The 25623-nt window shown below is 58.7% G+C and carries 29 protein-coding genes, 1 tRNA gene and 1 pseudogene; 4 read left to right on the top strand and 27 right to left on the bottom strand.

The genetic code is table 11. The features are described 5' to 3' along the window. Positions 1-5: 5 nt before the first annotated feature. The 9 genes from QWI18_RS02095 to QWI18_RS02135 all read right to left on the bottom strand — a co-directional run bounded on the left by QWI18_RS02095 (position 6) and on the right by QWI18_RS02135 (position 8847). On the bottom strand, positions 6-1934 hold the full coding sequence (locus QWI18_RS02095; RefSeq protein ID WP_369318078.1) for a methyl-accepting chemotaxis protein: 1929 nt from the start codon (positions 1932-1934) through the stop codon (positions 6-8). Positions 1935-2035: 101 nt separating this feature from the next. Then, positions 2036-2629: an arsinothricin resistance N-acetyltransferase ArsN1 family B gene (locus QWI18_RS02100; protein ID WP_369318079.1), complete on the bottom strand. Its 594-nt coding sequence runs from the start codon at positions 2627-2629 to the stop codon at positions 2036-2038. 7 nt (positions 2630-2636) lie between these two features. Next, a complete protein-coding gene (gene arsH, locus QWI18_RS02105; protein WP_369318080.1) occupies positions 2637-3338 on the bottom strand; it encodes an arsenical resistance protein ArsH in 702 nt (233 codons plus the stop codon). An 11-nt stretch (positions 3339-3349) separates the two neighbouring features. Beyond that, complete coding sequence (locus QWI18_RS02110; RefSeq protein ID WP_369318081.1) at positions 3350-3820, bottom strand: arsenate reductase ArsC; 471 nt, start codon at positions 3818-3820, stop codon at positions 3350-3352. Between the two features lie 75 nt (positions 3821-3895). Further along, positions 3896-4243, bottom strand: a complete 348-nt coding sequence (locus tag QWI18_RS02115) for a metalloregulator ArsR/SmtB family transcription factor (protein ID WP_369318082.1) — start codon at positions 4241-4243, stop codon at positions 3896-3898. Positions 4244-4336: 93 nt separating this feature from the next. Beyond that, complete coding sequence (gene umuC, locus QWI18_RS02120) at positions 4337-5617, bottom strand: translesion error-prone DNA polymerase V subunit UmuC (RefSeq protein WP_369318083.1); 1281 nt, start codon at positions 5615-5617, stop codon at positions 4337-4339. Next, positions 5604-5735, bottom strand: coding sequence for a hypothetical protein (locus QWI18_RS02125; protein ID WP_369318084.1), 132 nt, complete (start codon positions 5733-5735; stop codon positions 5604-5606). Before QWI18_RS02125 ends, umuC begins: the two co-directional genes overlap by 14 nt. A gap of 627 nt (positions 5736-6362) precedes the next feature. Further along, on the bottom strand, positions 6363-6662 hold the full coding sequence (locus QWI18_RS02130) for an excalibur calcium-binding domain-containing protein (protein WP_369318085.1): 300 nt from the start codon (positions 6660-6662) through the stop codon (positions 6363-6365). A gap of 121 nt (positions 6663-6783) precedes the next feature. After that, positions 6784-8847, bottom strand: a complete 2064-nt coding sequence (locus QWI18_RS02135; RefSeq protein ID WP_369318086.1) for a hypothetical protein — start codon at positions 8845-8847, stop codon at positions 6784-6786. Positions 8848-8883: 36 nt separating this feature from the next. Between QWI18_RS02135 and QWI18_RS02140 the strand changes: the two genes are divergently transcribed. Beyond that, positions 8884-9315: a hypothetical protein gene (locus QWI18_RS02140; protein WP_369318087.1), complete on the top strand. Its 432-nt coding sequence runs from the start codon at positions 8884-8886 to the stop codon at positions 9313-9315. Between the two features lie 71 nt (positions 9316-9386). Here the strand turns inward: QWI18_RS02140 and QWI18_RS02145 are convergent, their stop codons facing one another. Continuing rightward, complete coding sequence (locus tag QWI18_RS02145; RefSeq protein ID WP_369318088.1) at positions 9387-9620, bottom strand: hypothetical protein; 234 nt, start codon at positions 9618-9620, stop codon at positions 9387-9389. A gap of 32 nt (positions 9621-9652) precedes the next feature. Here QWI18_RS02145 and QWI18_RS02150 point away from each other — a divergent pair. After that, positions 9653-9808, top strand: a pseudogene (locus QWI18_RS02150) (integrase); the annotation flags it as partial. An 88-nt stretch (positions 9809-9896) separates the two neighbouring features. Here the strand turns inward: QWI18_RS02150 and QWI18_RS02155 are convergent. From QWI18_RS02155 to thrS, 9 genes are all read right to left on the bottom strand, one after another. Next, positions 9897-9973: transfer RNA gene (locus QWI18_RS02155), tRNA-Pro, on the bottom strand. A gap of 111 nt (positions 9974-10084) precedes the next feature. Further along, positions 10085-10438, bottom strand: a complete 354-nt coding sequence (locus tag QWI18_RS02160; protein ID WP_065991534.1) for a MerR family transcriptional regulator — start codon at positions 10436-10438, stop codon at positions 10085-10087. After that, positions 10419-10721 carry an integration host factor subunit alpha gene (ihfA, locus tag QWI18_RS02165; protein WP_002553164.1) on the bottom strand — a complete coding sequence of 101 codons (303 nt, stop codon included), beginning with the start codon at positions 10719-10721 and terminating at the stop codon, positions 10419-10421. The genes QWI18_RS02160 and ihfA overlap by 20 nt, the downstream gene beginning before the upstream one ends. Positions 10722-10724: 3 nt before the next feature. After that, positions 10725-13103, bottom strand: a complete 2379-nt coding sequence (gene pheT, locus QWI18_RS02170) for a phenylalanine--tRNA ligase subunit beta (protein ID WP_369318089.1) — start codon at positions 13101-13103, stop codon at positions 10725-10727. Positions 13104-13135: 32 nt separating this feature from the next. After that, positions 13136-14152: a phenylalanine--tRNA ligase subunit alpha gene (pheS, locus tag QWI18_RS02175; RefSeq protein ID WP_065991532.1), complete on the bottom strand. Its 1017-nt coding sequence runs from the start codon at positions 14150-14152 to the stop codon at positions 13136-13138. A 104-nt stretch (positions 14153-14256) separates the two neighbouring features. Further along, positions 14257-14613: a 50S ribosomal protein L20 gene (gene rplT / locus QWI18_RS02180; RefSeq protein WP_007905879.1), complete on the bottom strand. Its 357-nt coding sequence runs from the start codon at positions 14611-14613 to the stop codon at positions 14257-14259. 28 nt (positions 14614-14641) lie between these two features. Next, positions 14642-14836: a 50S ribosomal protein L35 gene (rpmI, locus tag QWI18_RS02185; RefSeq protein ID WP_003442181.1), complete on the bottom strand. Its 195-nt coding sequence runs from the start codon at positions 14834-14836 to the stop codon at positions 14642-14644. A 60-nt stretch (positions 14837-14896) separates the two neighbouring features. After that, complete coding sequence (gene infC / locus QWI18_RS02190; protein ID WP_172613086.1) at positions 14897-15448, bottom strand: translation initiation factor IF-3; 552 nt, start codon at positions 15446-15448, stop codon at positions 14897-14899. Continuing rightward, positions 15448-17370: a threonine--tRNA ligase gene (thrS, locus tag QWI18_RS02195; RefSeq protein WP_369318090.1), complete on the bottom strand. Its 1923-nt coding sequence runs from the start codon at positions 17368-17370 to the stop codon at positions 15448-15450. The genes infC and thrS overlap by 1 nt, the downstream gene beginning before the upstream one ends. 398 nt (positions 17371-17768) lie before the next feature. Between thrS and QWI18_RS02200 the strand changes: the two genes are divergently transcribed. Both QWI18_RS02200 and QWI18_RS02205 read left to right on the top strand, forming a co-directional pair. Beyond that, positions 17769-18083: a hypothetical protein gene (locus tag QWI18_RS02200; RefSeq protein WP_065991530.1), complete on the top strand. Its 315-nt coding sequence runs from the start codon at positions 17769-17771 to the stop codon at positions 18081-18083. 297 nt (positions 18084-18380) lie between these two features. Then, positions 18381-18593 carry a cold-shock protein gene (locus QWI18_RS02205; protein WP_065991529.1) on the top strand — a complete coding sequence of 71 codons (213 nt, stop codon included), beginning with the start codon at positions 18381-18383 and terminating at the stop codon, positions 18591-18593. A gap of 71 nt (positions 18594-18664) precedes the next feature. Here QWI18_RS02205 and QWI18_RS02210 read toward each other — a convergent pair whose 3' ends face one another. The 8 genes from QWI18_RS02210 to QWI18_RS02245 form a co-directional block, all read right to left on the bottom strand. Next, positions 18665-19006, bottom strand: coding sequence for an I78 family peptidase inhibitor (locus QWI18_RS02210; RefSeq protein WP_369318091.1), 342 nt, complete (start codon positions 19004-19006; stop codon positions 18665-18667). Between the two features lie 206 nt (positions 19007-19212). Continuing rightward, positions 19213-19518 (bottom strand): hypothetical protein, encoded by a 306-nt coding sequence (locus tag QWI18_RS02215; RefSeq protein ID WP_065991527.1) that lies wholly within the window; start codon positions 19516-19518, stop codon positions 19213-19215. A 62-nt stretch (positions 19519-19580) separates the two neighbouring features. Continuing rightward, positions 19581-20609 carry a nucleoside hydrolase gene (locus tag QWI18_RS02220; protein WP_369318092.1) on the bottom strand — a complete coding sequence of 343 codons (1029 nt, stop codon included), beginning with the start codon at positions 20607-20609 and terminating at the stop codon, positions 19581-19583. A gap of 42 nt (positions 20610-20651) precedes the next feature. Continuing rightward, positions 20652-21056 (bottom strand): D-ribose pyranase, encoded by a 405-nt coding sequence (gene rbsD / locus QWI18_RS02225; protein WP_369318093.1) that lies wholly within the window; start codon positions 21054-21056, stop codon positions 20652-20654. After that, positions 21053-21985 (bottom strand): ribokinase, encoded by a 933-nt coding sequence (gene rbsK, locus QWI18_RS02230; protein WP_296307736.1) that lies wholly within the window; start codon positions 21983-21985, stop codon positions 21053-21055. Before rbsK ends, rbsD begins: the two co-directional genes overlap by 4 nt. Positions 21986-22044: 59 nt before the next feature. Beyond that, on the bottom strand, positions 22045-23067 hold the full coding sequence (locus tag QWI18_RS02235; RefSeq protein ID WP_192131278.1) for a LacI family DNA-binding transcriptional regulator: 1023 nt from the start codon (positions 23065-23067) through the stop codon (positions 22045-22047). 1 nt (position 23068) lies between these two features. Then, positions 23069-24067: an ABC transporter permease gene (locus QWI18_RS02240; protein WP_192131963.1), complete on the bottom strand. Its 999-nt coding sequence runs from the start codon at positions 24065-24067 to the stop codon at positions 23069-23071. Further along, positions 24064-25614, bottom strand: coding sequence for a sugar ABC transporter ATP-binding protein (locus QWI18_RS02245; RefSeq protein WP_369318094.1), 1551 nt, complete (start codon positions 25612-25614; stop codon positions 24064-24066). The genes QWI18_RS02240 and QWI18_RS02245 overlap by 4 nt, the downstream gene beginning before the upstream one ends. Positions 25615-25623 lie beyond the last annotated feature (9 nt).

Below are 25623 nucleotides of genomic sequence, written 5' to 3' on the forward strand. Positions count from 1 at the left end.
TGGTGTCAGACCTTGAAGCGAGCCACCATGTTCTGCAGGGTGTTGCCCAGGCGTGCCAGTTCCAATGTCGAGGCAGCGCTCTGCTCCGTCGCGGTGGCGGACTGGTCGGCGACGTCACGCACACTGATGACGCTGCGATTGATTTCGTCGGTCACCGCGCTCTGCTCCTCAGCCGCGGCCGAGATTTGCTGGCTCATCTGCTCAATCGTGCCAATGGAATGCGTAATCTCTACGAGCGCTTGCTCGGCCTGACGCGCCAGCTCGACGGTGCCCTCTGTCCGCCGCATGCTGGCGTCCATCAAGCTCGACGCCTCCACGGTGCCGTGCTGGAGGGCCTGGATCAGCGCTTCGATTTCAGTGGTCGAGCTTTGTGTGCGCTGGGCCAGTGACCGGACCTCGTCGGCCACCACCGCAAAACCGCGACCCTGTTCGCCGGCACGTGCAGCTTCGATGGCGGCGTTGAGTGCGAGCAGATTGGTCTGCTCGGCAACGGCTTTGATCACATCGATGACACTGCCGATCTTGTCGCTGTCATGGGTCAAGCGCTGCATCGCCACGCCCAACTGCCCGACTTCTCCAGACAGCTGACTGATTTCCCTCGTTGCATGCTGCACGACGGTGCTGCCATGGACCGCGCGCTCGGTGGCTTGCCGGGCTGCACGCGAAGCGTCCTCGGTGTTTTGCGCAACCTCCTGCACGGTTGAAGCCATTTCATTCATGGCCGTTGCCACCTGATCCACTTCCAGTTTCTGCTGGGTGACGCCAGCGCTGGTCTGTTCGGTCGCGGCCGACAATTCTTCGGCAGCGGTTGCGATCTGGGTAACACCCTTTCCGATACCGCCAATCAGTTCACGCAAGGAAGACGTCATGTGCTGCATGGTGTTTTGCAGCAGGCCCAGTTCGTCCTTACGGTCTGTGCCAATGTCGTAGGTCAGGTCGCCATCGGCGATGCGACGGGCAGCGATGACGCTGTCATTCAGTGGACGAGTGATCTGACGAGTGATCAGCGCCGCGGCGAGAACACCCAGTAACAGCACCACTAACGCGACACTGAACAACTGGATGATCGCATTGCTCTTTTCATTGTTTGCTGCAACCACCTGGGAGGCCATCAAGTCATCGACCCTCTTAAGGGTGTCGGTTGTCAGCTTTTGTAACGCGTCGCGTATCTGGTCATTTTGTTGCAGCATCTGCGAGATGGTCGCCATGTTCTCTTTGTACTGGCGAAGCGCAACAAGCGAGGTATCGACTGCTGCATTTGACTGCGCGGGGAGCTGGCTTCGGGCCGCAGCCACCTGGCTAAGCAGCGCGTCGGCTGTCGCGAAAGTGGCCTGGCGATTGTCTGGGGTAGGAATGCTCAAGTAACGACGGAATACCAGGCGGAAGTTGGTCATACCATTGCGCAGGTCGCCTGCAATTTTCACATGGTCGATACCGGCCTGGTCTGGCGAGTTCGAAGCATCGTCCAGCGTCTTCTGCAGCAAGCTCTCGAAGGTCGCGCTCACTTCATCGGAGACCTTGATCAACGGCTTCATCGCCTCATCGATCTTCTGGTTGTTACTGACCAACTGATCGAAGGTTTTCTTGAGTTCTGCTGCCTGATTATCGATCGCCTTGAGCATCTCCACGTTTTTGGCGACGGTCAGGATCTGCAAGCCTTTATCGATGGTGCCGTTCAATGACGCAAGGGCTGCGCTATAAGCCTCTGCAGCGCTGGCACTGGGGCTGGCGGCATAAGCTTGCGACGCCACTTTAACGTCGAGCATATCGGCTTTCACTTCAGCGACCCTGGCTGCTTTCTCCAGTCGCTTGATCAGCAGGTCCGCGCTGCCATAACCAATCCCGGTCACCACCAGAACGCCCAGCAGAATGGCACCGAAGCCCAAGCCGAGCTTCTTGCCTACTTTCAAATTATCCAACCAGTTGGATTTCATCGCCTTTAACCTTTGATTTTTTCGTAATGCTCTGTTATCGACTCCTTAGTTGAAAAGTTAATCAAAAGGATCATCGTTAAAACTGATGATTGAGTTCGAATTTATCTATCGATCCAGGTGCGACCCATAGCGGACAAGCAGATCTTCAGTTCAGGGTACGGGCTGATCTCGCCTGGCGGGGATGGGCTCGTGCTCAGCTCACGGTGCCAATAGCCAACGTCGTGCCATCGACCGAGTTTATAACCGACATTCGGGTAAGTGCCGATGTGCCGGAAACCGAGCAGTTCATGCAGCGCAACGCTGCCGGGATTAGGCTGAGATATGCCGGCATAGGCGGAACGGAAGCCCTGGCGGGCCAGAATCGGCAGCAACGCTTCATACAGCGCACGGCCCACGCCGGTTCTACGTTCGCGCTCGCCGATGTAGACCGTAACATCGACCGCCCAACGATAAGCTGCGCGGGCCCTGTGCTGGCTGGCATAGGCGTACCCGACCACGCGGCCATCCCGAACCGCAACCAGATAGGGGTAGGTTTGCAACGTTGCGGCCATGCGCAGCTGCATCTCTTCGACGCCGGGCGGCGTATCTTCGAACGAGATCGCAGTCCCGGCTACCACCGGTGCATAGATAGCCTGGATCGATGCCGCATCTTCCCGTCGCGCCGTTCGGATTTCAATTTCAGTTTCAATCGTCATCAGGACCTCAAATCGAGCGCTGATTCACGCGAGCCATGAGCTGTTCCGCCGTTTCCTTGCGTTCAGAATAGCGGTCCACCAGCTCAACCTGGCGGTCACGCAAAAGGACGGTGAACTTGACCAGCTCTTCCATCACGTCAACGACACGGTCGTAATACGCGGAAGGCTTCATCCGGCCGGCCTCGTCGAACTCCATGTAGGCCTTCGGCACCGAGGACTGATTGGGGATGGTGAACATCCGCATCCAGCGCCCCAGTACGCGCAGCTGATTAACCACATTGAAGGACTGTGAGCCGCCACACACCTGCATGACCGCCAGGGTTTTACCCTGCGTGGGGCGAACGGCTCCGAGTTCGAGTGGAATCCAGTCGATCTGAGCCTTGAACACAGCCGACATCGCACCGTGCCGCTCGGGTGAACACCAGACCTGGCCCTCAGACCACAGCACCAGTTCGCGCAGTTCCTCGACCTTGGGATGATCCACCGTAGCGTCATCCGGCAGAGGCAATCCAGAGGGATTGAACAAGCGCGTCTCTGCACCGAGATACTCCAGCAGACGAGCAGCTTCCTCGGTCAACAGACGGCTGAACGAGCGCTCCCGGGTCGACCCGTAAAGCAGGAGGATGCGTGGTTTGTCATCACTCAGGCGGGACGCGGCCTGCATGCCGTCGAAGAGTGAGCGGTCGAGGTTGGGGACTTGCTCTTGCATATGTCCTCCTGTCAAAGACCGCCGATACGATCAAGCTCGCGCTTGAGCTCATCGCGACTGAGGGTGCTGAAAGGAAGCGTGATAAACGCTCTGCAGCGTTCCTCGATCCGGGCGAGCGTTGCGCGGAAAGCCGCCTCAACTGTCGCGTCATCCCCCTTCACGTCGGATGGATCTTCCAGGCCCCAGTGGGACTTGAGCGCCGGACCAAAATACACCGGGCAGCTCTCGTTCGCCGCTTTGTCACAGACGGTAATGACGATATCTGGCAGGTTGTCCGCGAAGGCTTCGTTGCCCTTGCTGCTCAAGCCGTCTATGGCAATACCAGCTTGCTGAAGCGTGGTGAGGCTGCGCGGCAACACCTGCCCTTTCGGAAAGCTTCCGGAACTAACTGCCTCAAAGCCTGGCGGCGCAAAGTGATTGAACATGGCTTCCGAGAGGATGCTACGGCAGCTATTAGCCGTGCACATGAAGAGTACTCGCATGGATTTTTTCCTCCGGCGTTAGCGATAAACCGATGCCGGCGTAATGCCCAGGCACCGAGGGTGAACGGCGAAACGTCAGCAGCAGGAAACATCCCGAATGGGCCGCTCCTCCATGCTCAGCAAGCGGTGCGCGCTGTGGCGCAGCCACTCGGTGTTGGCATTCAGTGTTATCAGCAACATCTCTCTCACCCACGCGGGAAGGTGCGGATTCAGGCGGTAATAAACCCACTGCCCTTGGCGGCGATCCAGCAATACTCCGCTGCTGCGCAGCTGGGCAAGGTGCCGGCTGATCTTCGGCTGGCTGTCTTCAAGAGCGAACATGAGTTCGCACACGCAGAGTTCGCCTTGGCTGGCGATCAGGAGGGTGGCGCGGGCGCGTGTCTCATCGGCCAGGCTTTTAAATACGTCGGGTGGAGTGATCATCGTGGACACTGTCGTATGCAAGTAACCGAATATACGGATATCCATATATTCAACGCAAGTCTGCGGTTGCGACAGACTTCGGCCGCGTAGATCCTAATTGCACCTCACGATCCACAGCTGGCCGATTTTCGTCGTGAAGCTCTGACTCATCAGATCCCGCCGCATGGCCCACTCAGGGGCAGATGGCACACTTGCCGCGCGTAACGTTCCCCGCCCCCACTTGGCATTGATCTCGTCCAGCACGTTCATCACCTTCTCGGCTTCCACGGGCTGCGAATGGGCAAACAGGTCGTCGGTAAATTCGCCGGGCTTGCGCAGATCCATCAAAAGGACTTCGGCCTTGCTGTATTTGAAGCCTGCCCGGAATAGCCGGTTGACCGCTTCCGTTGCCGCTTTCGTCATCAAGCGCACGTCGTTGGTGGGATACGGCAATTCGACCATGGCCCCGTTGGCGTATTTGGCCTCCTCAGGATTGAACATCCCCGTACGAATGCTGACCCGGATTCTCTTGCACAGCGAGTTCTGTGCCCGGAGCTTTTCCGCAGCGCGCTGGGTGTAGGTGGCGACGGCTTCTCTGATGGGCTCAATCGTTGTCAAACGGCTGCCAAACATTCGGCTGCAGCAGATCTCCTGCTTCGGCGGATCGGCCTCACCCAACTCCAGGCATGGAGTGCCGGACAACTCGCGCGCAGTCTTCTCGAACACAACGCTGAATTTCTGCCGCAGCGTCCAGAGATCGGCCTTCGCCAGATCCATCGCGGTCTTGATTCCCATGACGTCAAGATGGGCCTTCATACGCTTGCCCACGCCCCACACCTCGCCGACGTCCGTGTTACGCAACGTCCAGTCACGGTTGAACGGATCGCAGATATCGACCACCCCGCCGGTCTTCGCCAGCAAGCGTTTTGCCGTGTGATTGGCGAGCTTTGCCAGTGTTTTGGTGCGGGCTATGCCCACGCCCACCGGAATGCCGGTACGCTTGTAGATCGTCGCCCGAATCTGCCTGCCGAACGCCGTCAGGTCGCCGGGGATGCCAGACAGGTCAGCGAAGGCCTCGTCGATGCTGTACACCTCCAGCGCGGGGACCATCGATTCGATGATGCTCATGACCCGCTCGCTCATGTCGCCATACAGCGCGTAATTGCTGCTGAACGCGATCACACCGTCTCGGCGCAACTGGTCCTTGATCTGAAAGTAAGGCGCACCCATTTTCACGAAGGGCTTCGCGTCATAACTTCGGGCAATCACGCAGCCGTCGTTATTCGATAGCACCACGATGGGCGTTTTGGCGAGGTCAGGCCGAAAGACACGCTCGCAACTGGCATAAAAGCTGTTGCAGTCGATCAACGCAAAGACGGGCTCAGGCTTGGTCATGATCGCGAACGCTGTATTTCGCCACGGCCCAGATCACCCGCTCGGCCGGTACGTGATAGGCGTTGAAACGCAGCTTTTCGCCGCAGGCCGAGAGTGGGCCGAGAACAGTGATGCTCATGATGCAAGCCTTGCCGTGAAAAACTGTATGTATATACAGTTAACGTTTTAGCCCGCCGGAGGTCAATGTTCTGCGCAGGGAATTTCGACGGGTGACCGCAGGCGCGGACGCTACTCGATTGACGAGATGATGGATCACTACCCCGAGGAGCTTGCGCCAGAGCAGTTGGTCGTTAATGGACACGAGTTTTGGCTGCTCAAGCTTACGACGTTGCGCCGGCGGCTCGTGTTGAGGGTATGACGATGTGCGGCACGCCGGCGGAACAGTTCGCTGGGTTCGAAGTGTGACGGAAGTGGGAAATGTGAGGAATCAGGGGTTGCAAATGCAAGTCAAACTTACACCTATAGGGAGAACACGATGAAATCTGGGATGCTGGCTTTACTGGTCATTGCAGTCGCTACGCTGTCGGGGTGTAACCACTTTAGCCAGGGCGATTATCGGGGCATACACAGAGCCGGAACCATTCCTTGCAACGGCACACCGCCGAATCAGCCAGGATGTTATTGAAGGCACACGTCCCCGATGTACGTCTGAGCAGCGCTCATAACTAATTCCAAGCGCGGCTCAGACCTTCCTTATGCCGTTATCTGCGACATCCATGATGGCGGTCAGTTGGAGGACTCGGCCTCACCGACACCATTGGGATTCGCAGGGAATGCCGTCGCTGTCACCGTCCATTTCAGTATTCGGGCAATTTTGCAGAAAGCTGTTGGCTTCGGCACAAGACGTCATCTGGGAGCAATACTTGCGGCCGTCGCACTTGAAGGTGGCAAGTTGAACCGTTGTGGTGGATGAAACGTCGGATGCGACTGACCTGGCGGTACTGGGAGGCGCCAGCGCGCTGCTTGCCCATCGTTTGACGACTGGAGAAGTTGCCGCAACAAACGCTGCCAGGGCGAGCAGCACCGCGAAAAAAACCCGTTTCACTTCTTTCTCCTTGGCCCCACACGGCGGGGCCCAAAGTAAACAGTCCCGCCACAGGCCCACCCGCAAGCAGGACTTAGTGCGAAGGGCCAGACGTAGAAGCTCCGCGCTGGATCCCCTTGGGTCAGTGCCCGCTCGGAAACGATTGGTCCGGAGTGCCAAGCGCCGGTTCGAGCAGCATCATGGTGCCAAGCGGGTTCGTCGAGATGACCGGGAATCGAGCCTTCAACAATGCGTCACCGACGTCGATGTAGGTGATGGTGCCTTCCTTCACCCCAAGGTAAACGCATTCCACCGTGTCATGCAGCGCTCTGTCGACGAGCTTGTCGAGGTATTGCTGCAGTATCGTCTCGACGAGCCCCGGTCCTTTCAGCGGGGAAGGTATACCCAGCTCGGCAGAATAAATCGCCTGACGCTGGGAAAGGATAAGGCAATTTCGGCCACGATAAGTACTGCGCATGAAGCTCAGCTCATCAACAACCGTCGCGTCTTTCGCCGTCTTCAAAGAGGAAAGATTTCGCTCGGATGAAGCGAATAGACCCTGGCTCGCGGAAATGAATGTAAGGGTCCCCAGCGAGAAAAACATCAGAAACGGCAGCGTCAATATTGCGGAAGACAGTCGGGTGGTGCGCTTCGATACCGCGCGCAACGTCTGGTCCGCCAGGATGGCGCTGATCAAGATAGCCGGCCATGCAACCAGCACCAGGCAAAACACGTGCGACCTGCCCTGGAAGTACGTGAACAGGCCAAGCCCAAGCAGCGCTGAACAGAACAGGACATCATTAACACTGCGGTCATGACCTCGCGCCCATCCAGAAAGCGCTGTCACTACCCCCGCTATGTATATGGCCAACACCGCTTGCCACGGATCGGGCACGAGCGGCATCGGTATCATGCCGAAGCCCGTCATGTAGAAGATTTTCTGATAGGCAAGCACATCGCCGAGATCCAGTGGGCCCCCTGCCTTGATACGCATGACCACGAAACACGCAAGGACAGTGCACACGGCCACGACACTGAACAAGGCCGCCGTGAGTGTGCCTTGCACAAACGCTCGTCTCGCAATAATTGGCTTTACAAAAAAAGTGGCGCCGATGGAAATCATCACGGGAATACCGGTGTCGATGTTCCAGAATATCGACAAGCCTGCGACGACGCCCAGTGCGCACAACTTAGCCCTGCCGGGATTCGCTGAATAGGAAGCGAAGAGCAGCAGTGCCACTGCTGGCCAGAAAAATCTGATCGGATAGTACTGAACGTAAATATCTTCAACGATACCGTTCAGGTACATGAACAGGCTGGTTGCGATAAGTATTGTGAGAAACGCCATCAGCGCTATCAGCCGGGATCTCACGTATTTCGTGACGATCGCTGCAACGGCGAACAGTGCCATCGCATGCAGGATGGCGAAGAAAACCGTCACCGAAAGTACGGAGACGCCGACAAGCTTGAATATCGGCGAAATGATCTCGGGATAAAATCCATATTGCGACGGCAGGTCAGCAATCAATGTGGCGCCATGAACAACCTGGTTGATGGGATACATCACCGCATCGAGATGGACTGACCATACGGGGGAGACAGTAACAGCATTAACCGACGCGATTCGGTAAGGCAGGATCTGCAACGCGATTGCGCTGGCCGCGAGCAGCCACCACCCTGCGCCCGTCCAGCGACCATACGAAGCGGGCAACGGCCTCTCCCACACCATGATGATGAGCGACAGACATAAAGCGGCACCTATCAACTCGCGTTTGTGGCTTTTCATCCACGATGTTGAAAAGAAAAATATGTCGAGGAAATCCGAATACCAGAACAACAGACAAAGAAAGGAAGCAGCCACAAAGGGCAGGACCACATCAATCGCCAATGGCACTCTTCGCGGTGCAGACCTGTTCACGCGGCCCATGCCGCAGACCCAGAACCAACCTACCAGCATGATCGGCGCCAGCGCTGCCAGCGTCACGAAGACGGTGCGTTCCACAGGCTCAGGCGCGACAACATAGGGATTCCCAAGTCGGTCATGAACCAGGACCTGGTCAGGCGTCGGCAGCGTTATCAACCCATTGGCGAAAAACCACACGATAACTGTGAGCACGGCTATCGCCAGCGAAAGGCATACGATCAGTATCAGGTTCTTTGAAACGATGTCGTCAGACGACGGGACACCTGCATCCTTGGCTAACATCGTCAACTCCGTGCCCCCCCAAAAATTTGGCGTATTGTGCCGCAGTACCGCGGAATCATCATATTTTTCACTGCAGTCACGGCAGTCTTCATCCTGATTCAGGTCTGGCATGCGAGGGTTGCGCCGGAAGAGGAAAAGAAGGAACGAGAGCGAAAGCTTGAAGGCATCGCCTTCATCATGGGTCTCGGCACGCCAAAGATGGTTGATGACACGAGTCGTCTCAACTCCGTCACCTACAAAGACGGCACGATGCGGGTGTCCTACACACTCACACAGCTAGCAATGGGCGATATTGACGTTGCAGATTTTACGACCCGAGCAAAAGCTGTAGCGGTCGAGCAATCCTGCGCAAGAGAAGGTCTGGGACTTTTTGTGAAGTCCGGGCTGGTCCTGGTCTATATATTCAAGGAATCAAGCAACTCGCTGATAGTCAACGTGCAGGTCAGCAAATCGGACTGCATCCAATGACATGCGGTTGGGACGGCGCCTGATTGGGTCACCGGAGTATCGCCATGCTCGAACACTATTGGTTGGCTCAATTATCCAAGCCAACCGAAAGTGCCAATCCAGCTCAGAACATGCATGGTTGTCGCAAACCGCTCCTTCCCGAAGACGAATGGAGGAACGCCGAAGACCAGCGCGAAAATCCCAAATACGGAACCAATCCACCAGGCCCCATAGAAGACAGAGCCGACGCAGAGCACTAAAGCAAACAATGCGCCCAACGCCGAAAACTTTCGATCCCTAGCCTGTTCACCGTAACGCTCGAACATCAATCACCTCAAATCCGTTTGTTGACCAGTGGCTGTCACTGCACTTGTACAAGAAAGCCATGGAGGATGGGCAGACGATGGTCGGTCACGCCAGCGAGGAGATGACCAAAAACTACCAGAAGGAGCACGCCGAGGTGATCTGGTCGGAGGCCATTCCAGACCTCGATATCAGCGAAATCGCCGGATAGTTTTGCGCCGGTTTTGCGCGTGTTTTGCGCAAGCCAGAAATGAAAAAGGGAATCAAACCGGTAAGTGGCTGATTCCCTTTACAAAATATGGTCGGGACGGAGTGATTCGAACACTCGACCCCTAGCACCCCATGCTAGTGCGCTACCGGACTGCGCTACGCCCCGACTAGGCGTTACTCACTGCTACTTCTGTGTTGCGGGTTCTTGCGAAAGCGTCGAGGAATATACCCTAAGCTTTTGAATGATGGAAGTATTTCGGCTCACCGCGCGAAATTGCTAACGCAGCACGACCAAGACATCCTCCAGCTCCACAATCATCTGTTTGATCAGCTGCTTGTACTGCAGCGAATCATCCTTGACCTCATCGCTGGACATGCGCAAACGCGCGCCGCCAATGGTGAAGCCCTGATCGTAAAGCAACGCACGGATCTGACGGATCATCAGCACGTCCTGTCGCTGATAATACCGTCGGTTTCCGCGGCGCTTGACCGGGTTGAGTTGAGGAAACTCCTGCTCCCAATAACGCAGAACGTGCGGTTTGACCGCGCAGAGCTCGCTGACTTCACCAATGGTGAAGTAGCGTTTGCCGGGGATAGGCGGTAGCTCGTCGTTATGACTTGGTTCCAGCATAAGCCTCAACTCGGGCCTTCAGTTTCTGCCCTGGGCGAAAGGTGACCACACGGCGAGCGGTAATCGGGATTTCTTCCCCTGTCTTGGGGTTCCGGCCCGGTCGCTGGCGTTTATCGCGCAGATCAAAATTGCCGAATCCGGACAACTTGACCTGCTCGTTATCTTCCAGAGCGTGCCTGATTTCCTCAAAGAACAGCTCGACCAGTTCCTTGGCTTCTCGTTTGTTCAGGCCTAGCTCTTCGTACAGACGTTCGGCCATCTCAGCTTTCGTCAGAGCCCCCATACGCTACATCCTTAACGTGGCGTTTAACCTTGCCTCTAGCGAGGTGAGAATTTGCTGCGTCGAAGCGTTTACCTCATCGTCGGTAAGAGTGCGCGATGGATGTTGCCAGGTCAAGCCGACTGCAAGGCTTTTTCTAAGCGGATCAATGCCTTTACCCTGGTAAACATCAAACAGCCTGAGGTCTGTGAGCCATTCCCCTGCATTTTCACGAATAACGTCCAGCACGGCGGTCGCCGAAACTTCGCGGGCGGCCAGCAGCGCCAGGTCGCGACGCACTTCCGGGAAGCGTGAAAGCTCGTGGAATTTTGGCAGGCGGCCAACGGCAACCTCAGCCAGCACCAGTTCGAAAACGAACACCGGACGATCAAGCCCCAGGGTCTTCGACAGTTCCGGGTGCAGCGCGCCGATGTAGCCGACTTCTCGCCCGTCACGCTCGATACGCGCGGTCTGACCCGGGTGCAACGCGGGATGGCTTCCGGGTACGAAACGGAAATCATCCTGCGCACCGGCGAAGCCCAGCACTGCCTCGACGTCAGCCTTGACGTCGAAGAAGTCGACGACATCGCGGCCCTGCGCCCAGCCTTCCGGAAGACGGCTGCCACAGATCACCCCGGCCAGCATGGGCTCTTGCTTCAGGCCTTCCAGTTGACCGACGAAACGCAGCCCGCTCTCGAACAAGCGCACGCGATCCTGCTGGCGATTGAGGTTGTGCTGCAGCGACTTCACCAGACCCGGCCATAGGGACGAACGCATCGCCGACATATCAGCCGAGATCGGATTGGCCAGCAGCAGCGGCTCAACACCCGGGCTGAACAGCTCGAACCATTTCTGATCGATGAAGCTGTAAGTAATTGCTTCCTGATAACCACGCGCGACCAGCAGACGACGCAAGGCCGGCAGATCACTCTGAGCTTCGGCACGCGGTTGCGGGGCCAGACGCGCCTGCGGGTAACGAACCGGCAGACGGTTGTAACCGTGAAGGCGGGCCAGTTCCTCGATCAGATCGACTTCGAGGGTGATATCAAAGCGATGACTTGGCACTTCGACGCGCCATTGCTCGCTGGCGTGAGGCGCGACGGTGAGACCGAGCGCGGTCAGCAGCCGCTCGATTTCCGCGGCGTCCATCTTCATGCCCAGCATCTGCTCGATACGCTCGGCACGCAGAATGATCGGCTCAACCGAAGGCAAGTGCTGGTCACTGACGGTCTCGATGGCCGGACCGGCTTCACCACCGGTGATTTCCAGGAGCAGGCCAGTGGCACGCTCCATGGCTTCGCGGGCCAGTTGCCAGTCAACGCCGCGTTCATAGCGATGGGACGCGTCGGTGTGCAGACCATACGAACGCGCCTTGCCGGCAACGGCAATCTGATCGAAAAAGGCGCTTTCAAGGAAGATATCGCGGGTCGTCGCCGACACGCCGCTGTGCTCGCCACCCATGACACCGGCGATAGCCAGGGCACGCTGGTGGTCGGCAATGACCAGGGTATCAGCGCGCAGGCTGACTTCCTGACCATCCAGAAGCACGAGCTTCTCGCCCTCCTCCGCCATGCGCACGCGAATGCCGCCATTGATTTCGGCAAGGTCGAACGCATGCAGTGGCTGGCCCAGCTCAAGCATCACATAGTTGGTGATGTCGACTACTGCGTCGATGCTGCGGACATCCGAGCGACGCAGGCGCTCAACCATCCACAACGGCGTAGGCCGTGACAGGTCGACATTACGAATCACACGGCCCAGGTAACGTGGGCATGCCGCAGACGCGATCACGTCCACCGGACGCACTTCATCGTGCACGGCGGGAACCACTGCAACCTGCGGACGCGTGACGACTGCGTCGTAGAGCGCACCCACTTCACGGGCCAGACCCGCGACCGACAGGCAGTCGCCACGGTTGGGCGTCAGATCGACTTCGATGCTCGCGTCGTCCAGCTCCAGATAAACGCGCACATCCTGGCCCACCGGCGCATCGGCCGGCAGCTCCATGAGGCCGTCATTGCCCTCGCCCACCTGCAACTCGGCTTGTGAGCACAACATGCCGTTGGACTCGACACCCCGCAGCTTGGCTTTCTTGATTTTGAAGTCGCCCGGCAATGCGGCGCCGATCATGGCAAACGGGATCTTCAGACCGGGGCGCACGTTTGGCGCGCCACACACAACCTGAAAAGTCTCGGCACCATTGCTCACCTGGCAAACGCGCAGCTTGTCCGCGTCCGGGTGCTGCTCGGTACTCAGCACCTCGCCCACCACAACACCGCTGAAAACGCCCGCTGCCGGGGTGACGCTGTCTACTTCAAGGCCGGCCATGGACAGACGAGCAACCAGCTCGTCGCGGGATACTTGCGGGCTAACCCAGCCGCGCAGCCATTGTTCACTGAATTTCATCCTGCTCTCCTAAAGAATTCGTTACGGGCGACCTAGCGAAATTGCGCGAGGAACCGCAAGTCGTTGTCGAAGAACAGGCGCAAGTCGTTGACGCCATAACGCAGCATCGCCAGACGCTCTACGCCCATGCCGAAGGCGAAGCCCTGGAATTCTTCCGGATCGATGCCCGACATGCGCAGCACGTTCGGGTGGACCATGCCGCAGCCCATGACTTCAAGCCAGCCGGTCTGTTTGCAGACGCGGCAGCCTTTGCCGCTGCACATCACGCATTCCATGTCGACTTCAGCCGAAGGCTCGGTGAACGGGAAATACGAGGGACGGAAACGCACTGCCAGCTCTTTTTCAAAGAACACGCGCAGGAATTCCTCGATGGTGCCTTTCAGGTCGGCGAAGTTGATATCGCGGTCGACCAGCAGGCCTTCGACCTGATGGAACATCGGGGAATGGGTGATATCGGAGTCACTGCGATACACACGGCCGGGGCAGACGATGCGGATCGGAGGCTTCTGCGATTCCATGGTGCGGACCTGAACCGGCGAGGTATGGGTGCGCAGCAGCATGTTCGCATTGAAATAGAAGGTGTCGTGCATCGACCGGGCCGGGTGATGGCCTGGGATGTTGAGCGCTTCGAAGTTGTGATAATCGTCTTCGACCTCAGGGCCTTCGGCAATGCCGTAGCCAATGTGGGTGAAGAACTGCTCGATTCGTTCCAGAGTGCGGGTAACCGGATGCAGACCGCCAGTGGTCTGGCCACGGCCAGGCAGGGTCACGTCAATGGATTCGGCCGCGAGCTTGGCCGCAAGATCAGCCTCCTCGAACGACGCCTTGCGCGCATTGAGAACCTCTGTGACACGCTCTTTGGCTTCGTTGATCAGCGCGCCGACTTTTGGACGCTCATCAGCAGGCAGATTCCCCAGGGTCTTCATCACCTGAGTCAATTCGCCCTTCTTGCCAAGGTACAGAACCCGGATTTGCTCCAGGGCATTGATATCTTCAGCGCTTTGCACGGCCTCAAGTGCTTGAGAGACCAGCGCGTCCAGGTTTTCCATGTACAGACTCCAGATACAAAATAGGGGAAGAGCTTACAAGGCTCTTCCCCTATTTATGACGTTTAACACCGGACCCCGAACGGGGTCCGGTGATTGCCGGGGACTTAGGCCAAAGTGGCTTTAGCTTTCTCGACAATCGCAGCAAACGCCGCTTTTTCGTTCACTGCCAGATCAGCCAGAACCTTGCGGTCGATCTCGATCGACGCTTTTTTCAGGCCAGCGATGAAACGGCTGTAGGACAGACCGTTGATACGCGCACCAGCGTTGATACGAGCGATCCACAGAGCGCGGAACTGACGTTTTTTCTGACGACGGTCACGGTAGGCGTATTGGCCAGCCTTGATTACCGCTTGCTTGGCAACACGGAATACGCGTGAACGCGCGCCGTAGTAGCCTTTAGCAAGTTTCAGAATTTTTTTGTGACGCTTACGGGCAATGACGCCACGCTTTACACGAGCCATGAGTTAATTCCTCTATTCTTGATCAAAATTAGCAAAGGCGCAGCATGCGCTTGACTTTTGCCACGTCGGACGGATGCAGCAAGCTGCTTCCACGCAATTGACGCTTACGCTTTGTCGACATTTTGGTCAGGATGTGGCTCTTGAAAGCGTGCTTGTGCTTGATGCCATTCGCGGTTTTCAAAAACCGTTTAGCTGCACCACTTTTAGTCTTCATCTTTGGCATGTTCGGATACTCCGCATTCAGTTGATAAACATAACCGCAAGGCCTGCCGTGCCCTGGTGGTTATTTCTTCTTTTTCGGGGCGATGACCATGATCAGCTGGCGTCCTTCCATCTTAGGATGCTGTTCGACCGAGCCGTATTCGAGCAGGTCAGCTTCAACCCGCTTCAACAGCTCCATCCCCAGCTCCTGGTGGGCCATCTCACGACCGCGAAATCTCAAGGAAATCTTGGCCCTGTCCCCGTCACTCAGGAAACGTACCAGGTTGCGTAGTTTTACCTGGTAATCCCCTTCCTCCGTCCCTGGACGAAACTTGATTTCTTTAACCTGGATCTGCTTCTGATTCTTCTTGGCGGCAGCAACCTGCTTCTTCTTCTCGAAGATCGATTTGCCGTAGTCCATCAGTTTGCAAACAGGGGGTACTGCATCGGCGGAAATTTCCACCAGATCCAGCTTGGCCTCTTCAGCCTTAAGAAGCGCGTCTTCAATTGACACAATCCCAAGCTGCTCACCCTCAGCCCCAATTAAACGAACCTCACGTGCCGAGATATTCTCGTTGATCGGGGCTTTCGGTGCAGCTCGTTTATCTTGTCTCATTTCACGCTTAATAATAATTACTCCGAATCTTGGCGACCACGCCGGGAAACCGCTTGTGCAAGGAACTCCGAGAACTGGGCGACCGGCATCGAGCCAAGGTCTGCGCCTTCACGTGTACGCACAGCGACAGTTTGTGTTTCAACCTCCCGATCCCCAATCACCAGGAGATACGGGATTTTGAGCAACGTATGCTCGCGGATTTTAAAGCCGATCTTTTCATTTCTCAAGTCGGACTTGGCACGGAATCCGCTTTGCGCCAATGTTTTTTCCACCTCAAGGGCAAAATCAGCCTGTCTATCAGTGATATTCATGATCACTGCTTGAGTTGGAGCAAGCCACGCCGGGAAAGCGCCTTCGTAATGCTCGATCAGGATTCCGATGAAGCGCTCGAAGGATCCAAGGATTGCGCGGTGCAACATGACCGGGTGCTTGCGACCGTTGTCTTCCGACACGAATTCGGCGCCCAGACGGATCGGCAGGTTGAAATCGAGCTGCAGAGTACCGCATTGCCAGACGCGACCCAAGCAATCCTTGAGAGAAAATTCAATCTTCGGACCGTAGAACGCGCCCTCGCCCGGCTGCAGATCGTACGGCAGACCAGCGCTGTCAAGGGCTGCAGCCAGTGCGGACTCGGCGCGATCCCACAATTCATCGGAACCGACACGCTTCTCCGGACGGGTCGAGAGCTTCATTTCGATGTCTTTGAAACCGAAATCGGCATAAACGGCCATGGTCAGCTTGATGAACGCAGCGGATTCAGCCTGCATCTGCTCTTCGGTGCAGAAGATGTGCGCGTCGTCCTGAGTGAACGCCCGCACGCGCATGATGCCGTGCAGCGCACCCGAGGGCTCGTTGCGGTGGCAAGCGCCGAATTCGGCCAGACGCAGCGGCAACTCGCGGTAGCTTTTCAGGCCCTGATTGAATACCTGTACGTGGCACGGGCAGTTCATCGGCTTGATGGCGTAGTCGCGGTTTTCCGACTCGGTGGTGAACATGTTCTCGGCGTAGTTGGCCCAGTGGCCGGACTTCTCCCACAGCGAGCGGTCGACAACCTGAGGCGTCTTGATCTCGAGGTAGCCGTTCTCGCGCTGGGTCTTGCGCATGTACTGCTCGAGAACCTGGTAAAGCGTCCAGCCGTTCGGGTGCCAGAAGACCATGCCCGGCGCTTCTTCCTGGGTATGGAACAGGCCCAAACGCTTGCCGATCTTGCGGTGATCGCGTTTCTCGGCTTCTTCGATGCGCTGGATGTAAGCAGCCAGCTGCTTCTTGTCGGCCCACGCCGTGCCGTAAACGCGCTGCAGCTGCTCGTTCTTGGCATCGCCACGCCAGTAGGCGCCGGACAACTTGGTCAACTTGAACGACTTCAGAAAACGCGTATTCGGCACGTGCGGACCACGGCACATGTCGACGTATTCTTCGTGGTAGTACAGGCCCATCGCCTGCTCGTTCGGCATGTCTTCGACCAGACGCAGCTTGTAGTCTTCGCCGCGGGACGTGAACACCTCGATCACTTCCGCGCGCGGCGTGACCTTCTTGATGACGTCGTAATCCTTTTCGATGAGCTGCTGCATGCGCTGCTCGATCGCCGCCATGTCGTCCGGGGTGAAAGGACGCTCGTAGGCAATGTCGTAATAGAAGCCATCATCGATGACCGGGCCGATGACCATCCTGGCAGTCGGATAGAGCTGCTTGACGGCATGGCCCACCAAGTGCGCGCAGGAGTGACGAATGATCTCCAGGCCTTCCTGATCTTTGGGGGTGATGATTTGCAGGCTCGCATCGGTATCGATGATGTCGCTGGCATCAACCAGTTGACCATTGACCTTGCCGGCCACGGTGGCTTTGGCCAGGCCTGCGCCAATGGAGGCTGCGACCTCGGCAACGGATACCGGGTGATCGAAAGAACGTTGACTGCCGTCGGGAAGAGTAATAGTTGGCATGGCGCCTCCTCTCCTAGTGGTGACCCCTACCAAAGGTCACGTGGGTGGGATAGAGCCAGTACGCGATTCGGTGGTATGCCTGCCTCACAGTGGCAGGAGCCCGAAGGCCAACCTGAAGACCGAACCAGAGTGACTGGAACTTACGAAATCGACAGACTTGCAGCAGGGCAACCGGGCCCCGCGAGACGCGAGCTAATCTGCAGGCGCGCATGCTATCACAGGGTGACGGCAGGGTCAGCTAAACGGTAGAGGGCGGCTTATGCCTGACGGCAACCGCATCGGGCGTTGCCAGGTCCACGGAACTGGTGCGCATTGAAGGCCTCAGATTATCGGTAGTACACGTTCAAGGCCTGAAACCTCAACGGCCCAACGACAAAACCGACATAAAGGAATCCACCATGAAGCTTCTACGCGTTGCCGCCCTCCTCGCCCCGCTGGCCCTGACCCTGCCCCTCAGCGCTCACGCCGCGATGGACGCGAAGACCAAGACCAGCTACATGAATGAATGCACCACCGCAGCCACCCAGAGCAATCCGTCCATGGACGCCAGTGCAGTCAAAGCGCACTGCGAGTGCGGCGCTCAGCAGATCAACCAGAACTTCTCGGACAAAGAGATCGCGTCGCTGAATGACAAAACGACGCCTCCCAGTACCGATATGACCTCTCGCCTGCAGGCTGCAGTGAGTAAAAACTGCCTGAGCGGCAAAAAATAAAAAATTTACATTTCCTTGATGCCCCCGACCGGGGCGTAAAGGAATGCCCATGGGGCGATGCCCTGAAGACCGCGAATTCAGCGGGTTTCAGGGCCAATGGAAGGGTTGACGGCCACACGTGCCAATGGGGTTGAAAAGGCCCGAAGTGCCCATTTGGGGCGTTATATCGAAGATGTTGACGCAAAGTTCTAATTGAAAAAGTCCAGCATTCACACAATTCGACTATGATAGCGCTCGTGTGCCCAGTTGGCCTGAGCAACACAGCACTACTGAAAATTATGTTCCTGGAGATACACCATGTCTAATCGCCAATCCGGCACCGTAAAATGGTTCAACGATGAAAAAGGCTTCGGCTTCATCACCCCACAGGGTGGCGGCGACGACCTTTTCGTACATTTCAAAGCCATTGAATCCGACGGTTTCAAAAGCTTGAAAGAAGGCCAGACTGTTTCCTTCGTGGCTGAGAAAGGCCAAAAGGGCATGCAAGCTGCTCAGGTTCGCGCGGAGTAATCCCAGCGATCTGAAAAAACCCCGTCACTGACGGGGTTTTTTTATGCCTGCGATTTCATCTTGCGGTGACGTTACCCGCAATTGACGCGGTTGACCTTCCCGGAATCATCGGTGTTCAGGTTCAGACGGTCCGAGCGGTATTCCAGTGTCACGATGTCGTTGGGCCCGAGCACTCTGGCTGTCTGCGCGCCAGCCTTGGCCTTCGCCTGATCCAGCAATGCCGCTGAAGCTGGCTTGCCGACGGCGAACTGCACCGCTGCCGCATCACAACGGGCATAGCCACCAGCGGAACTGACAGGGGAACTGGCAGCGCCGCTGTCCTCAGGCTGGCTCGAAGACTCCGACGTGCTGCTGCAACCGGCCAGCAGCGCTGCAGCGAGCACCAGACCCGATGATGCGTATTTCCAGGGCATACAACCTCCTAACATTTATTCAAAGCTGAACCTCTGCGACAGCGGTCGAGCGGCTTCGTTTCGCCGCGTCCGGGCCAGGCCACGCAAGCGCGCCCCGTCGCAGGCAGCGCAGGAGTCTGCCCCAGGCATCGTCTGCCGGGCGCAATCAATCGTGACAAAACGTTAAAGCCGTGCCCGCAGGACGCGCTGCACAGGACGAGCGCGACTCAATAGACGTCGACGTAGTCCGTGGTGGGGTTGGCCCAGTTATCGCGAAGGGCGTTGTAGATCTGCGTCACCCAGACCGCATCGCTGGCCGCTACCGGGCCGACGCACCCTGACCCGGCAGCCCAGGTTTCCAGGCGAAACAGCAGTCCGCCGATGTCCACGCCGCCCACCGCGTCGCTGGAGATCCAGGCATGGCCGTCGCGACTGACGCGCAACTGATTGTGCACGCCATCCCGCGCCGCCGCGATCATTTGCCGGACCGCGTCGTGGGTAAAGGAAACGGGGTTATTGAGATCGATAGACACGGTGTGCACTCTGGTTGCTCTGCGCCACGTAGCGGGATGCCACGGGGCGCAGCACGGCTGATTTACTTCAAAAGGCCGAGGCGCTGGGTCAGCAGGTCAAAAAAGCCCTGGGCATCGCCATTTTCCACCCAGAACACATTTTTGTTCTGCGCGAGGGTGTCGTACCAGTCGGCAATGGTCTGGCCGTGGGTGACGCCTTCACGGTTGTCGATCACCAGATTGACTTGCCGGCCGCTGAACAGCTCCGGCTTGATCAGCCAGGCGATCACGCTCGCATCATGTACCGGCCCGCCGGGCAGGCCGTAATGGACCATGTCAGCCTTGACGTACTCGTTGAGAATGTCGCTGACCAGCTTGCCGGCCTTATTGTTCAGGCCATCGATCTGCTTAAGCCGCGTTTCGCTGGTAAGGATCTTGTGGGTGACGTCCAGCGGTACGTAAGTCAGCTTCACACCGCTGGCCAGCACCACTTTCGCCGCATCGGGGTCGGCGTAGATATTGAACTCGGCCACCGGGGTGATGTTGCCGCCGTTGAAATGGGCGCCGCCCATGACCACGACTTCCTTGATGCCCTGGGTGATCTCCGGCGCCTGAATCAGCGCGAGCGCCAGGTTGGTCTGTGGCCCGAGCATGGCGATGGTGATGCTGTGGGGCGCAGCTTTCTTCAGGGTGTCGACGAGGTATTGCACGGCATTGCCTTCAGCCAGCGGCTGCTTCGGCTCATGCACTTCTACGCCCGGCAGGCCTTCCTTGCCGTGGATGTTCTCGGCGTAGATCGGCGTGCGCACCAGCGGCCGGCCTGCACCGGCGTACACCGGCACCTCTTCGCGACCGGCCCATTCCCGTGCCAGCCGGGCATTGCGCGAGGTCTTGTCGATACGCACGTTGCCCGCCACTGTGGTGATCGCCATGACATTGAGTTCTTGCGGCGACGCCAGCGCGAGCAGCAAGGCGACAACGTCGTCAGCGCCCGGGTCAGTGTCGATGATCACGTCGCGCTTTTCGGCGGCATGCACCGATGTGGCGGATAAAATGGCCAACAGCGCGGCACTCCTGATCAGTCCGGTGAAAAAATGATGATGCGTCTTCATGGGAACTCCTTGTTCCTGACTGCTCAATCGGAAAGATGAGCGTTAAAAAACCACACCCGCTACCAGCGCAATGTTGGTGTACGGCTGGCATTCGCCGGTGCGGATGATAGCCCGGGCGCCACGGCTGAGGTGTTTCAGCGCGTCATGACTCATCAGGCGTTGCTCGCCCAGGTCGCCCGAGGCGTGCAATGCAGTAACGGTGGCCAAGGCGGGCGGCTGTTTCGACAGCATCTCTTCGGCAAGGACATGACTCTCGACCTGCATTTCAGTCAGCACCACGTTCAGCACGCTGACGAAGTCAGGCACACCGTGGGTCAGCGCCAGATCAATGAGTTCGACGCCCGCGGGCACAGGCATCCCCGCATCGACGATCATCAGAATGTCGCCGTGCCCGAGGGACGCGATGGCGCGGGACAAGGCGATGTTAAGCAGTGGCGTTTTTTTCATGATGAATGCCCTTGTGCTGCAGAGGCCTGAACCTCGGCAAACGTAGGAATGGAAGGCTGCGCGCCGGACCGGGTCACAGACAGCGCCGCCGCGACCTGACCGAAGCGAATGGCTTCAGATTCAGACTTGCCATCGGCCAACGCCGCTGCAAAACCGCCGACAAAGGTATCGCCTGCCGCCGTGGTGTCAACGGGCTGGACCTTGGGCGCCGGGAAGTGCTCGGAGCGCGATTTGCCGGCAAACAAGGCGCCCTGCTCGCCCAGCGTGACGATGACTTTGCTGACGCCCGCCGCGAGCAACGCCGAGGCGGCGGCGTCTGCGCTGGCGGTGCTGTCCACGGGCAGACCGGTCAATGCGCTGGCTTCGCTTTCATTGGGGATCAGGTAGTCGATCCAGGCGAACCATTCGGCCGGCAGCGGACCCGTGGCCGGTGCGGGGTTGAGGATGACGGTCTTGCCCAGTTCGTGGCCGCGCTTGAGGACGTGGCCGACGGTGTCCAGCGGCACTTCAAGCTGGCAGATGATGACTTCGGCCTGGGACAGCAAGGCATCGAAGCTGTCCACCACGGAGGCGGTGACGTGGCCATTGCCACCGGCAACGATGACGATGGCATTCTGGCTGCTGTCATCGACGACGATCAACGCGACGCCGGTGGACTCTCCGGCGATGCGGGTCACTGCCTGACAGTCGATGCCTTCGGCCAGCAGCGCGGAGCGAAGTTGTTCGCCGTAAGCGTCATCGCCGACGCAGCCGACCATGGCGACACTGGCGCCCAGTCGCGCCGCCGCAACGGCCTGATTGGCACCCTTGCCGCCCGGCACGGTGACGAACGACTGCCCCGCCAGGGTTTCTCCGGCGCGCGGCAAACGCGGCGCGCGCGTCACCAGGTCCATGTTCAGGCTGCCCACTATCACTACTTTTGCTTGCATGACGTTTACTCTTCAGAACGCTTTCAGAACACTGTTTTGGACCGGGCAACGCGCCCGGCTCAACGAAGCTGGGTGAATGCCCGAGGTGGAGGCGCGGTGGATTCGCGCAGCACAATGCTCGGTGCAACGATCAGGTGTTCGACAGGGGTTTCGCCCCGCGCCGAGATCCGCCGCAGCAGCACTTCGGCCGCGCGCTCGCCCAGTTGCAGAATGGATTGGCCGACGGTGGTCAGGGCCGGGTAAACGTATTGGCTCATCTGGATGTCGTCGAAGCCAATGACCGACAGATCCACCGGGACCCGTACGTTACGTTCGGCAGCGGCGCGCAACACACCGATGCCGACCATGTCGTTGGCCGCAAAAATCGCCGTCGGCGGATCCTGCTCCAGCAGTTTGACCGCTGCGCAATAGCCACTGTGGCCAGTGAAATCGCTTTCCACCACCCAGCTTTCCGGGACGTCGACCGCGGCTTCCTGCATTGCACGGTAATACCCCGCCAGCCGCATCTTCGCCACGCTGGTCTGGACCGGGCCGCAAATACAGGCGATGTGCCGGTGGCCGAGGGACAGCAAATGGGACGTCGCCAGATAAGCGCCGAGCTCGTGATCGATGCGCACCAGATCAGCCGTGACGCCGTCCAGGTCGCGGTCGACGATGACCAGCGGTGTGCGCACCGCCGCCAAACCCTCAAGGACGCTGTCACCGCCGCCCACCGACGACACGATCAGGCCGTCGACACGTTTCTCCAGGAGCACGCGCAGGTAGCTGCGCTGCTTGTCGGGGTTGTCATCGGAATTGCAGAGGATCACGCAGAAGCCGTTACGCTCGCAGTAATCCTCGATGCCCCGAGCCAGCTCGGCGAAATACGGGTTGATGCCGTTGGGAATCAACAGACCGATGGTCGCCGTGGCCTTGGCCTTCAGCGACCGCGCAACGGCGCTGGGCACGTAGTCGAGCTGCACGATGGCGGCCTCGACCTTCTTGCGCACGGCTTCGCTGACCGGTCGGGTGCGGTTAAGGACATGGGACACCGTGGTGTAGGAAATCCCGGCAATCGCCGCTACGTCCTTGATGGTTGCCATGTCAGCCGCGCCGCCGCGCGCGATTGCTGCGGTAGGTGTCGAGGACCACGGCGACGACGATGACCGCGCCGGTGATGATGCGTTTGGTTGGCTCGGTCGCGCCGATCTGCGCCAGCCCTGCCGCCAGTACCGAAATGATCAGCACGCCGAAGAAGGTGCTGATCACCGAGCCGCGCCCACCCATCAGGCTGGTACCGCCGATGACCACCGCCGCAATCACTTGCAGCTCAAGGCCTGAGCCGGCGTTGGGATCGGCGGCTTCCAGGCGTGAAATCTGGAACAGCGCGGCGACGCCCGCCAGCAGCCCCATCAGCGAGAACACCAGGATCTTGTATGGCTTGGGGTTGATGCCCGCGAGACGCACCGCTTCTTCGTTGGTGCCGATGCCGATCAGGTAGCGGCCGAACACGGTGCGCGTCAGCACCGCCTGGGCCGCGAAGATGACGATCAGCGCGATGACGAACGACGGCGAAATGCCGAAGGCGAACGGGTTGGAGAGCCATGCAAATGAATCACCGATGTACGCAGTGCGTGAATCGGTCAGCTGATACGCGACGCCCCGTGCCATTTCCAGCACGCCGAGGGAAACGATGAAGGAGGGAATGCGCCACGCCACGGTGATCGAGCCGGTCAGCGTACCGGCCGCCGTTGCGCAGGCGATGCCCAGCAACGCCGATGGGAACACGCCCCAGCCCCAGCCGAGCATGGCGACACTGACCGCCGACGCCGCCAGCGCCAGCACCGAACCCACCGACAGGTCGATGCCGCCGATGATCAGGATGAACGTCATGCCGACTGCCAGCACCATCAGGTCGGGAATCTGGTTGGCCAGGGTGCTGAAGGTTTCGTACGACAGGAAATGATCGCTGAGCAACGAGAACAACACGATCATCGCCAGCAAGGCGCCTGCCAGCCCCAGGTAAGTGCCCAGGCCGAAGTAGTTGCCGCTGCGCTTGCCCGGAGACGGCAGCGCGGCAGGAGTAGTAGAAGTTTTCATCAGTCGATCCTGGGCGCGGCTTCAGACAGCAGCGCATCACGTTTTTGATAGCCCGCGAAGGCAGCGGCAAGCAGTTCGTCCTGGGTCCAGGTGTCGCGCTCGAAGGTGTCGATCAGGCGCCCGGCGGACAGCACGCCGATGCGGTCGCAGATCAGCATCAGCTCGCGCAGATCACTGGAAACCACTACCAGCGCCCTGCCCTGACGGGTCAGTTCACCCAGCAGCGCGTAGATGTCGAATTTGGCGCCGACGTCGATGCCGCGGGTGGGCTCGTCGAATAACATCACCTGGCAGTTACGCTCCAGCCAGCGGCCGATCACCACCTTCTGCTGATTGCCCCCCGACAACTCCGACACCAGTTGCGTGGGGCTGGAACTGCGGATGCGCATGGCTCCCACCTGGCGCTGAGCCAGAGCGATCTCCGAATTACCGTTGACCACGCCGGCACTGGAAATGGCGTCCATGTTGCCCAGCGCGATGTTGGCGCTGATCGATTGCGACAGCAGCAGGCCCTCGCCTTTGCGGTCTTCGGTGATCAAGGCAATGCCATGACCCACGGCATCCACCGGCGATTTGATCTGCACACTGCGCAACGGACTGCCGACCTCGATGCTGCCGCTGTCCGCCACGTCGGCGCCATAAATCAGCCGCAGCAACTCGGTACGCCCGGCGCCGATCAGACCGGAGATCCCGAAGATCTCCCCAGCCCGGACATCAAAGGACACGTCGCGGACCTTGTCGGAGCGATTCAAGCCTTTGACCGACAGCGCCACCGCGCCGATTTTTCGCTCGCCCAGGTCAATGTGCTCGCCCAGTTCGCGGCCGACCATCAGCGTGACCAACTGCTCGCTGTTGTAATTGGCCATGGCATCGACGCACACCAGCTTGCCGTCACGCAGCACAGCGATGCGCTGGGCGACGCGGGCCAGTTCTTCCAGGCGGTGGGAGATGTAGATGATGGAAACGCCACGGTCCTGCAGGCGGGTGATCTGCTCGAAGAGCATTTCCACCTCGCGGGCCGTGAGCATCGCCGTCGGCTCGTCGAGGATCAGCACGTGGCAGTCGCCGATCAGGTTGCGGGCGATTTCGACCATCTGCTGATGGCCGATCCCCAGTTCGCTGACCAGTGTGTCCGGGTCGATGGCCTCGAGGCCGACCTGGGCCATGGCCTTGATCGCGTCCTCCCGCAGCTTGCGGCGATTGATGAATCCTGCGCGGCTAGGCAGATTGTCGAGAAACAGGTTTTCCGCCACCGACAGCGTCGGCAACAGATTGAGTTCTTGCATGACCATGCGCACGCCAAGCTTTTCGGCCTGGGTGCGACTGGCAGGCTGGTAGGGCTGCCCCTGAAATTGCATCTGGCCGGTGGTCGGGGTGACCAGACCGCCGATGATTTTCGACAGGGTGCTTTTGCCGGCGCCGTTTTCGCCGGTCAAAGCCAGCACTTCCCCGCGCATCAGCGTCAGGTCGATGTCGCCGAGTACGGGTTGGGCGTAGGTTTTGCCAATACCACTGACAGATAGAACAGCGGCCTGAGCAGACGCTGACATAACGATCTC

The sequence above is a fragment of the Pseudomonas sp. W2Oct36 genome (genome assembly GCF_041060465.1).
GTDB lineage: Bacteria > Pseudomonadota > Gammaproteobacteria > Pseudomonadales > Pseudomonadaceae > Aquipseudomonas > Aquipseudomonas graminis_B.

Excerpts from the sequence above, each read along its gene's own strand:
- QWI18_RS02095 (WP_369318078.1), bottom strand. The coding sequence starts at position 1,934 with ATGAAATCCAACTGGTTGGATAATTTGAAAGTAGGCAAGAAGCTCGGC.
- QWI18_RS02100 (WP_369318079.1), bottom strand. The coding sequence starts at position 2,629 with ATGACGATTGAAACTGAAATTGAAATCCGAACGGCGCGACGGGAAGAT.
- arsH (WP_369318080.1), bottom strand. The coding sequence starts at position 3,338 with ATGCAAGAGCAAGTCCCCAACCTCGACCGCTCACTCTTCGACGGCATG.
- QWI18_RS02110 (WP_369318081.1), bottom strand. The coding sequence starts at position 3,820 with ATGCGAGTACTCTTCATGTGCACGGCTAATAGCTGCCGTAGCATCCTC.
- QWI18_RS02115 (WP_369318082.1), bottom strand. The coding sequence starts at position 4,243 with ATGATCACTCCACCCGACGTATTTAAAAGCCTGGCCGATGAGACACGC.
- umuC (WP_369318083.1), bottom strand. The coding sequence starts at position 5,617 with ATGACCAAGCCTGAGCCCGTCTTTGCGTTGATCGACTGCAACAGCTTT.
- QWI18_RS02125 (WP_369318084.1), bottom strand. The coding sequence starts at position 5,735 with ATGAGCATCACTGTTCTCGGCCCACTCTCGGCCTGCGGCGAAAAGCTG.
- QWI18_RS02135 (WP_369318086.1), bottom strand. The coding sequence starts at position 8,847 with ATGTTAGCCAAGGATGCAGGTGTCCCGTCGTCTGACGACATCGTTTCA.
- QWI18_RS02145 (WP_369318088.1), bottom strand. The coding sequence starts at position 9,620 with ATGTTCGAGCGTTACGGTGAACAGGCTAGGGATCGAAAGTTTTCGGCG.
- QWI18_RS02160 (WP_065991534.1), bottom strand. The coding sequence starts at position 10,438 with ATGCTGGAACCAAGTCATAACGACGAGCTACCGCCTATCCCCGGCAAA.
- ihfA (WP_002553164.1), bottom strand. The coding sequence starts at position 10,721 with ATGGGGGCTCTGACGAAAGCTGAGATGGCCGAACGTCTGTACGAAGAG.
- pheT (WP_369318089.1), bottom strand. The coding sequence starts at position 13,103 with ATGAAATTCAGTGAACAATGGCTGCGCGGCTGGGTTAGCCCGCAAGTA.
- pheS (WP_065991532.1), bottom strand. The coding sequence starts at position 14,152 with ATGGAAAACCTGGACGCGCTGGTCTCTCAAGCACTTGAGGCCGTGCAA.
- rplT (WP_007905879.1), bottom strand. The coding sequence starts at position 14,613 with ATGGCTCGTGTAAAGCGTGGCGTCATTGCCCGTAAGCGTCACAAAAAA.
- rpmI (WP_003442181.1), bottom strand. The coding sequence starts at position 14,836 with ATGCCAAAGATGAAGACTAAAAGTGGTGCAGCTAAACGGTTTTTGAAA.
- thrS (WP_369318090.1), bottom strand. The coding sequence starts at position 17,370 with ATGCCAACTATTACTCTTCCCGACGGCAGTCAACGTTCTTTCGATCAC.
- QWI18_RS02200 (WP_065991530.1), top strand. The coding sequence starts at position 17,769 with ATGAAGCTTCTACGCGTTGCCGCCCTCCTCGCCCCGCTGGCCCTGACC.
- QWI18_RS02205 (WP_065991529.1), top strand. The coding sequence starts at position 18,381 with ATGTCTAATCGCCAATCCGGCACCGTAAAATGGTTCAACGATGAAAAA.
- QWI18_RS02210 (WP_369318091.1), bottom strand. The coding sequence starts at position 19,006 with ATGCCCTGGAAATACGCATCATCGGGTCTGGTGCTCGCTGCAGCGCTG.
- QWI18_RS02220 (WP_369318092.1), bottom strand. The coding sequence starts at position 20,609 with ATGAAGACGCATCATCATTTTTTCACCGGACTGATCAGGAGTGCCGCG.
- rbsD (WP_369318093.1), bottom strand. The coding sequence starts at position 21,056 with ATGAAAAAAACGCCACTGCTTAACATCGCCTTGTCCCGCGCCATCGCG.
- rbsK (WP_296307736.1), bottom strand. The coding sequence starts at position 21,985 with ATGCAAGCAAAAGTAGTGATAGTGGGCAGCCTGAACATGGACCTGGTG.
- QWI18_RS02235 (WP_192131278.1), bottom strand. The coding sequence starts at position 23,067 with ATGGCAACCATCAAGGACGTAGCGGCGATTGCCGGGATTTCCTACACC.
- QWI18_RS02245 (WP_369318094.1), bottom strand. The coding sequence starts at position 25,614 with ATGTCAGCGTCTGCTCAGGCCGCTGTTCTATCTGTCAGTGGTATTGGC.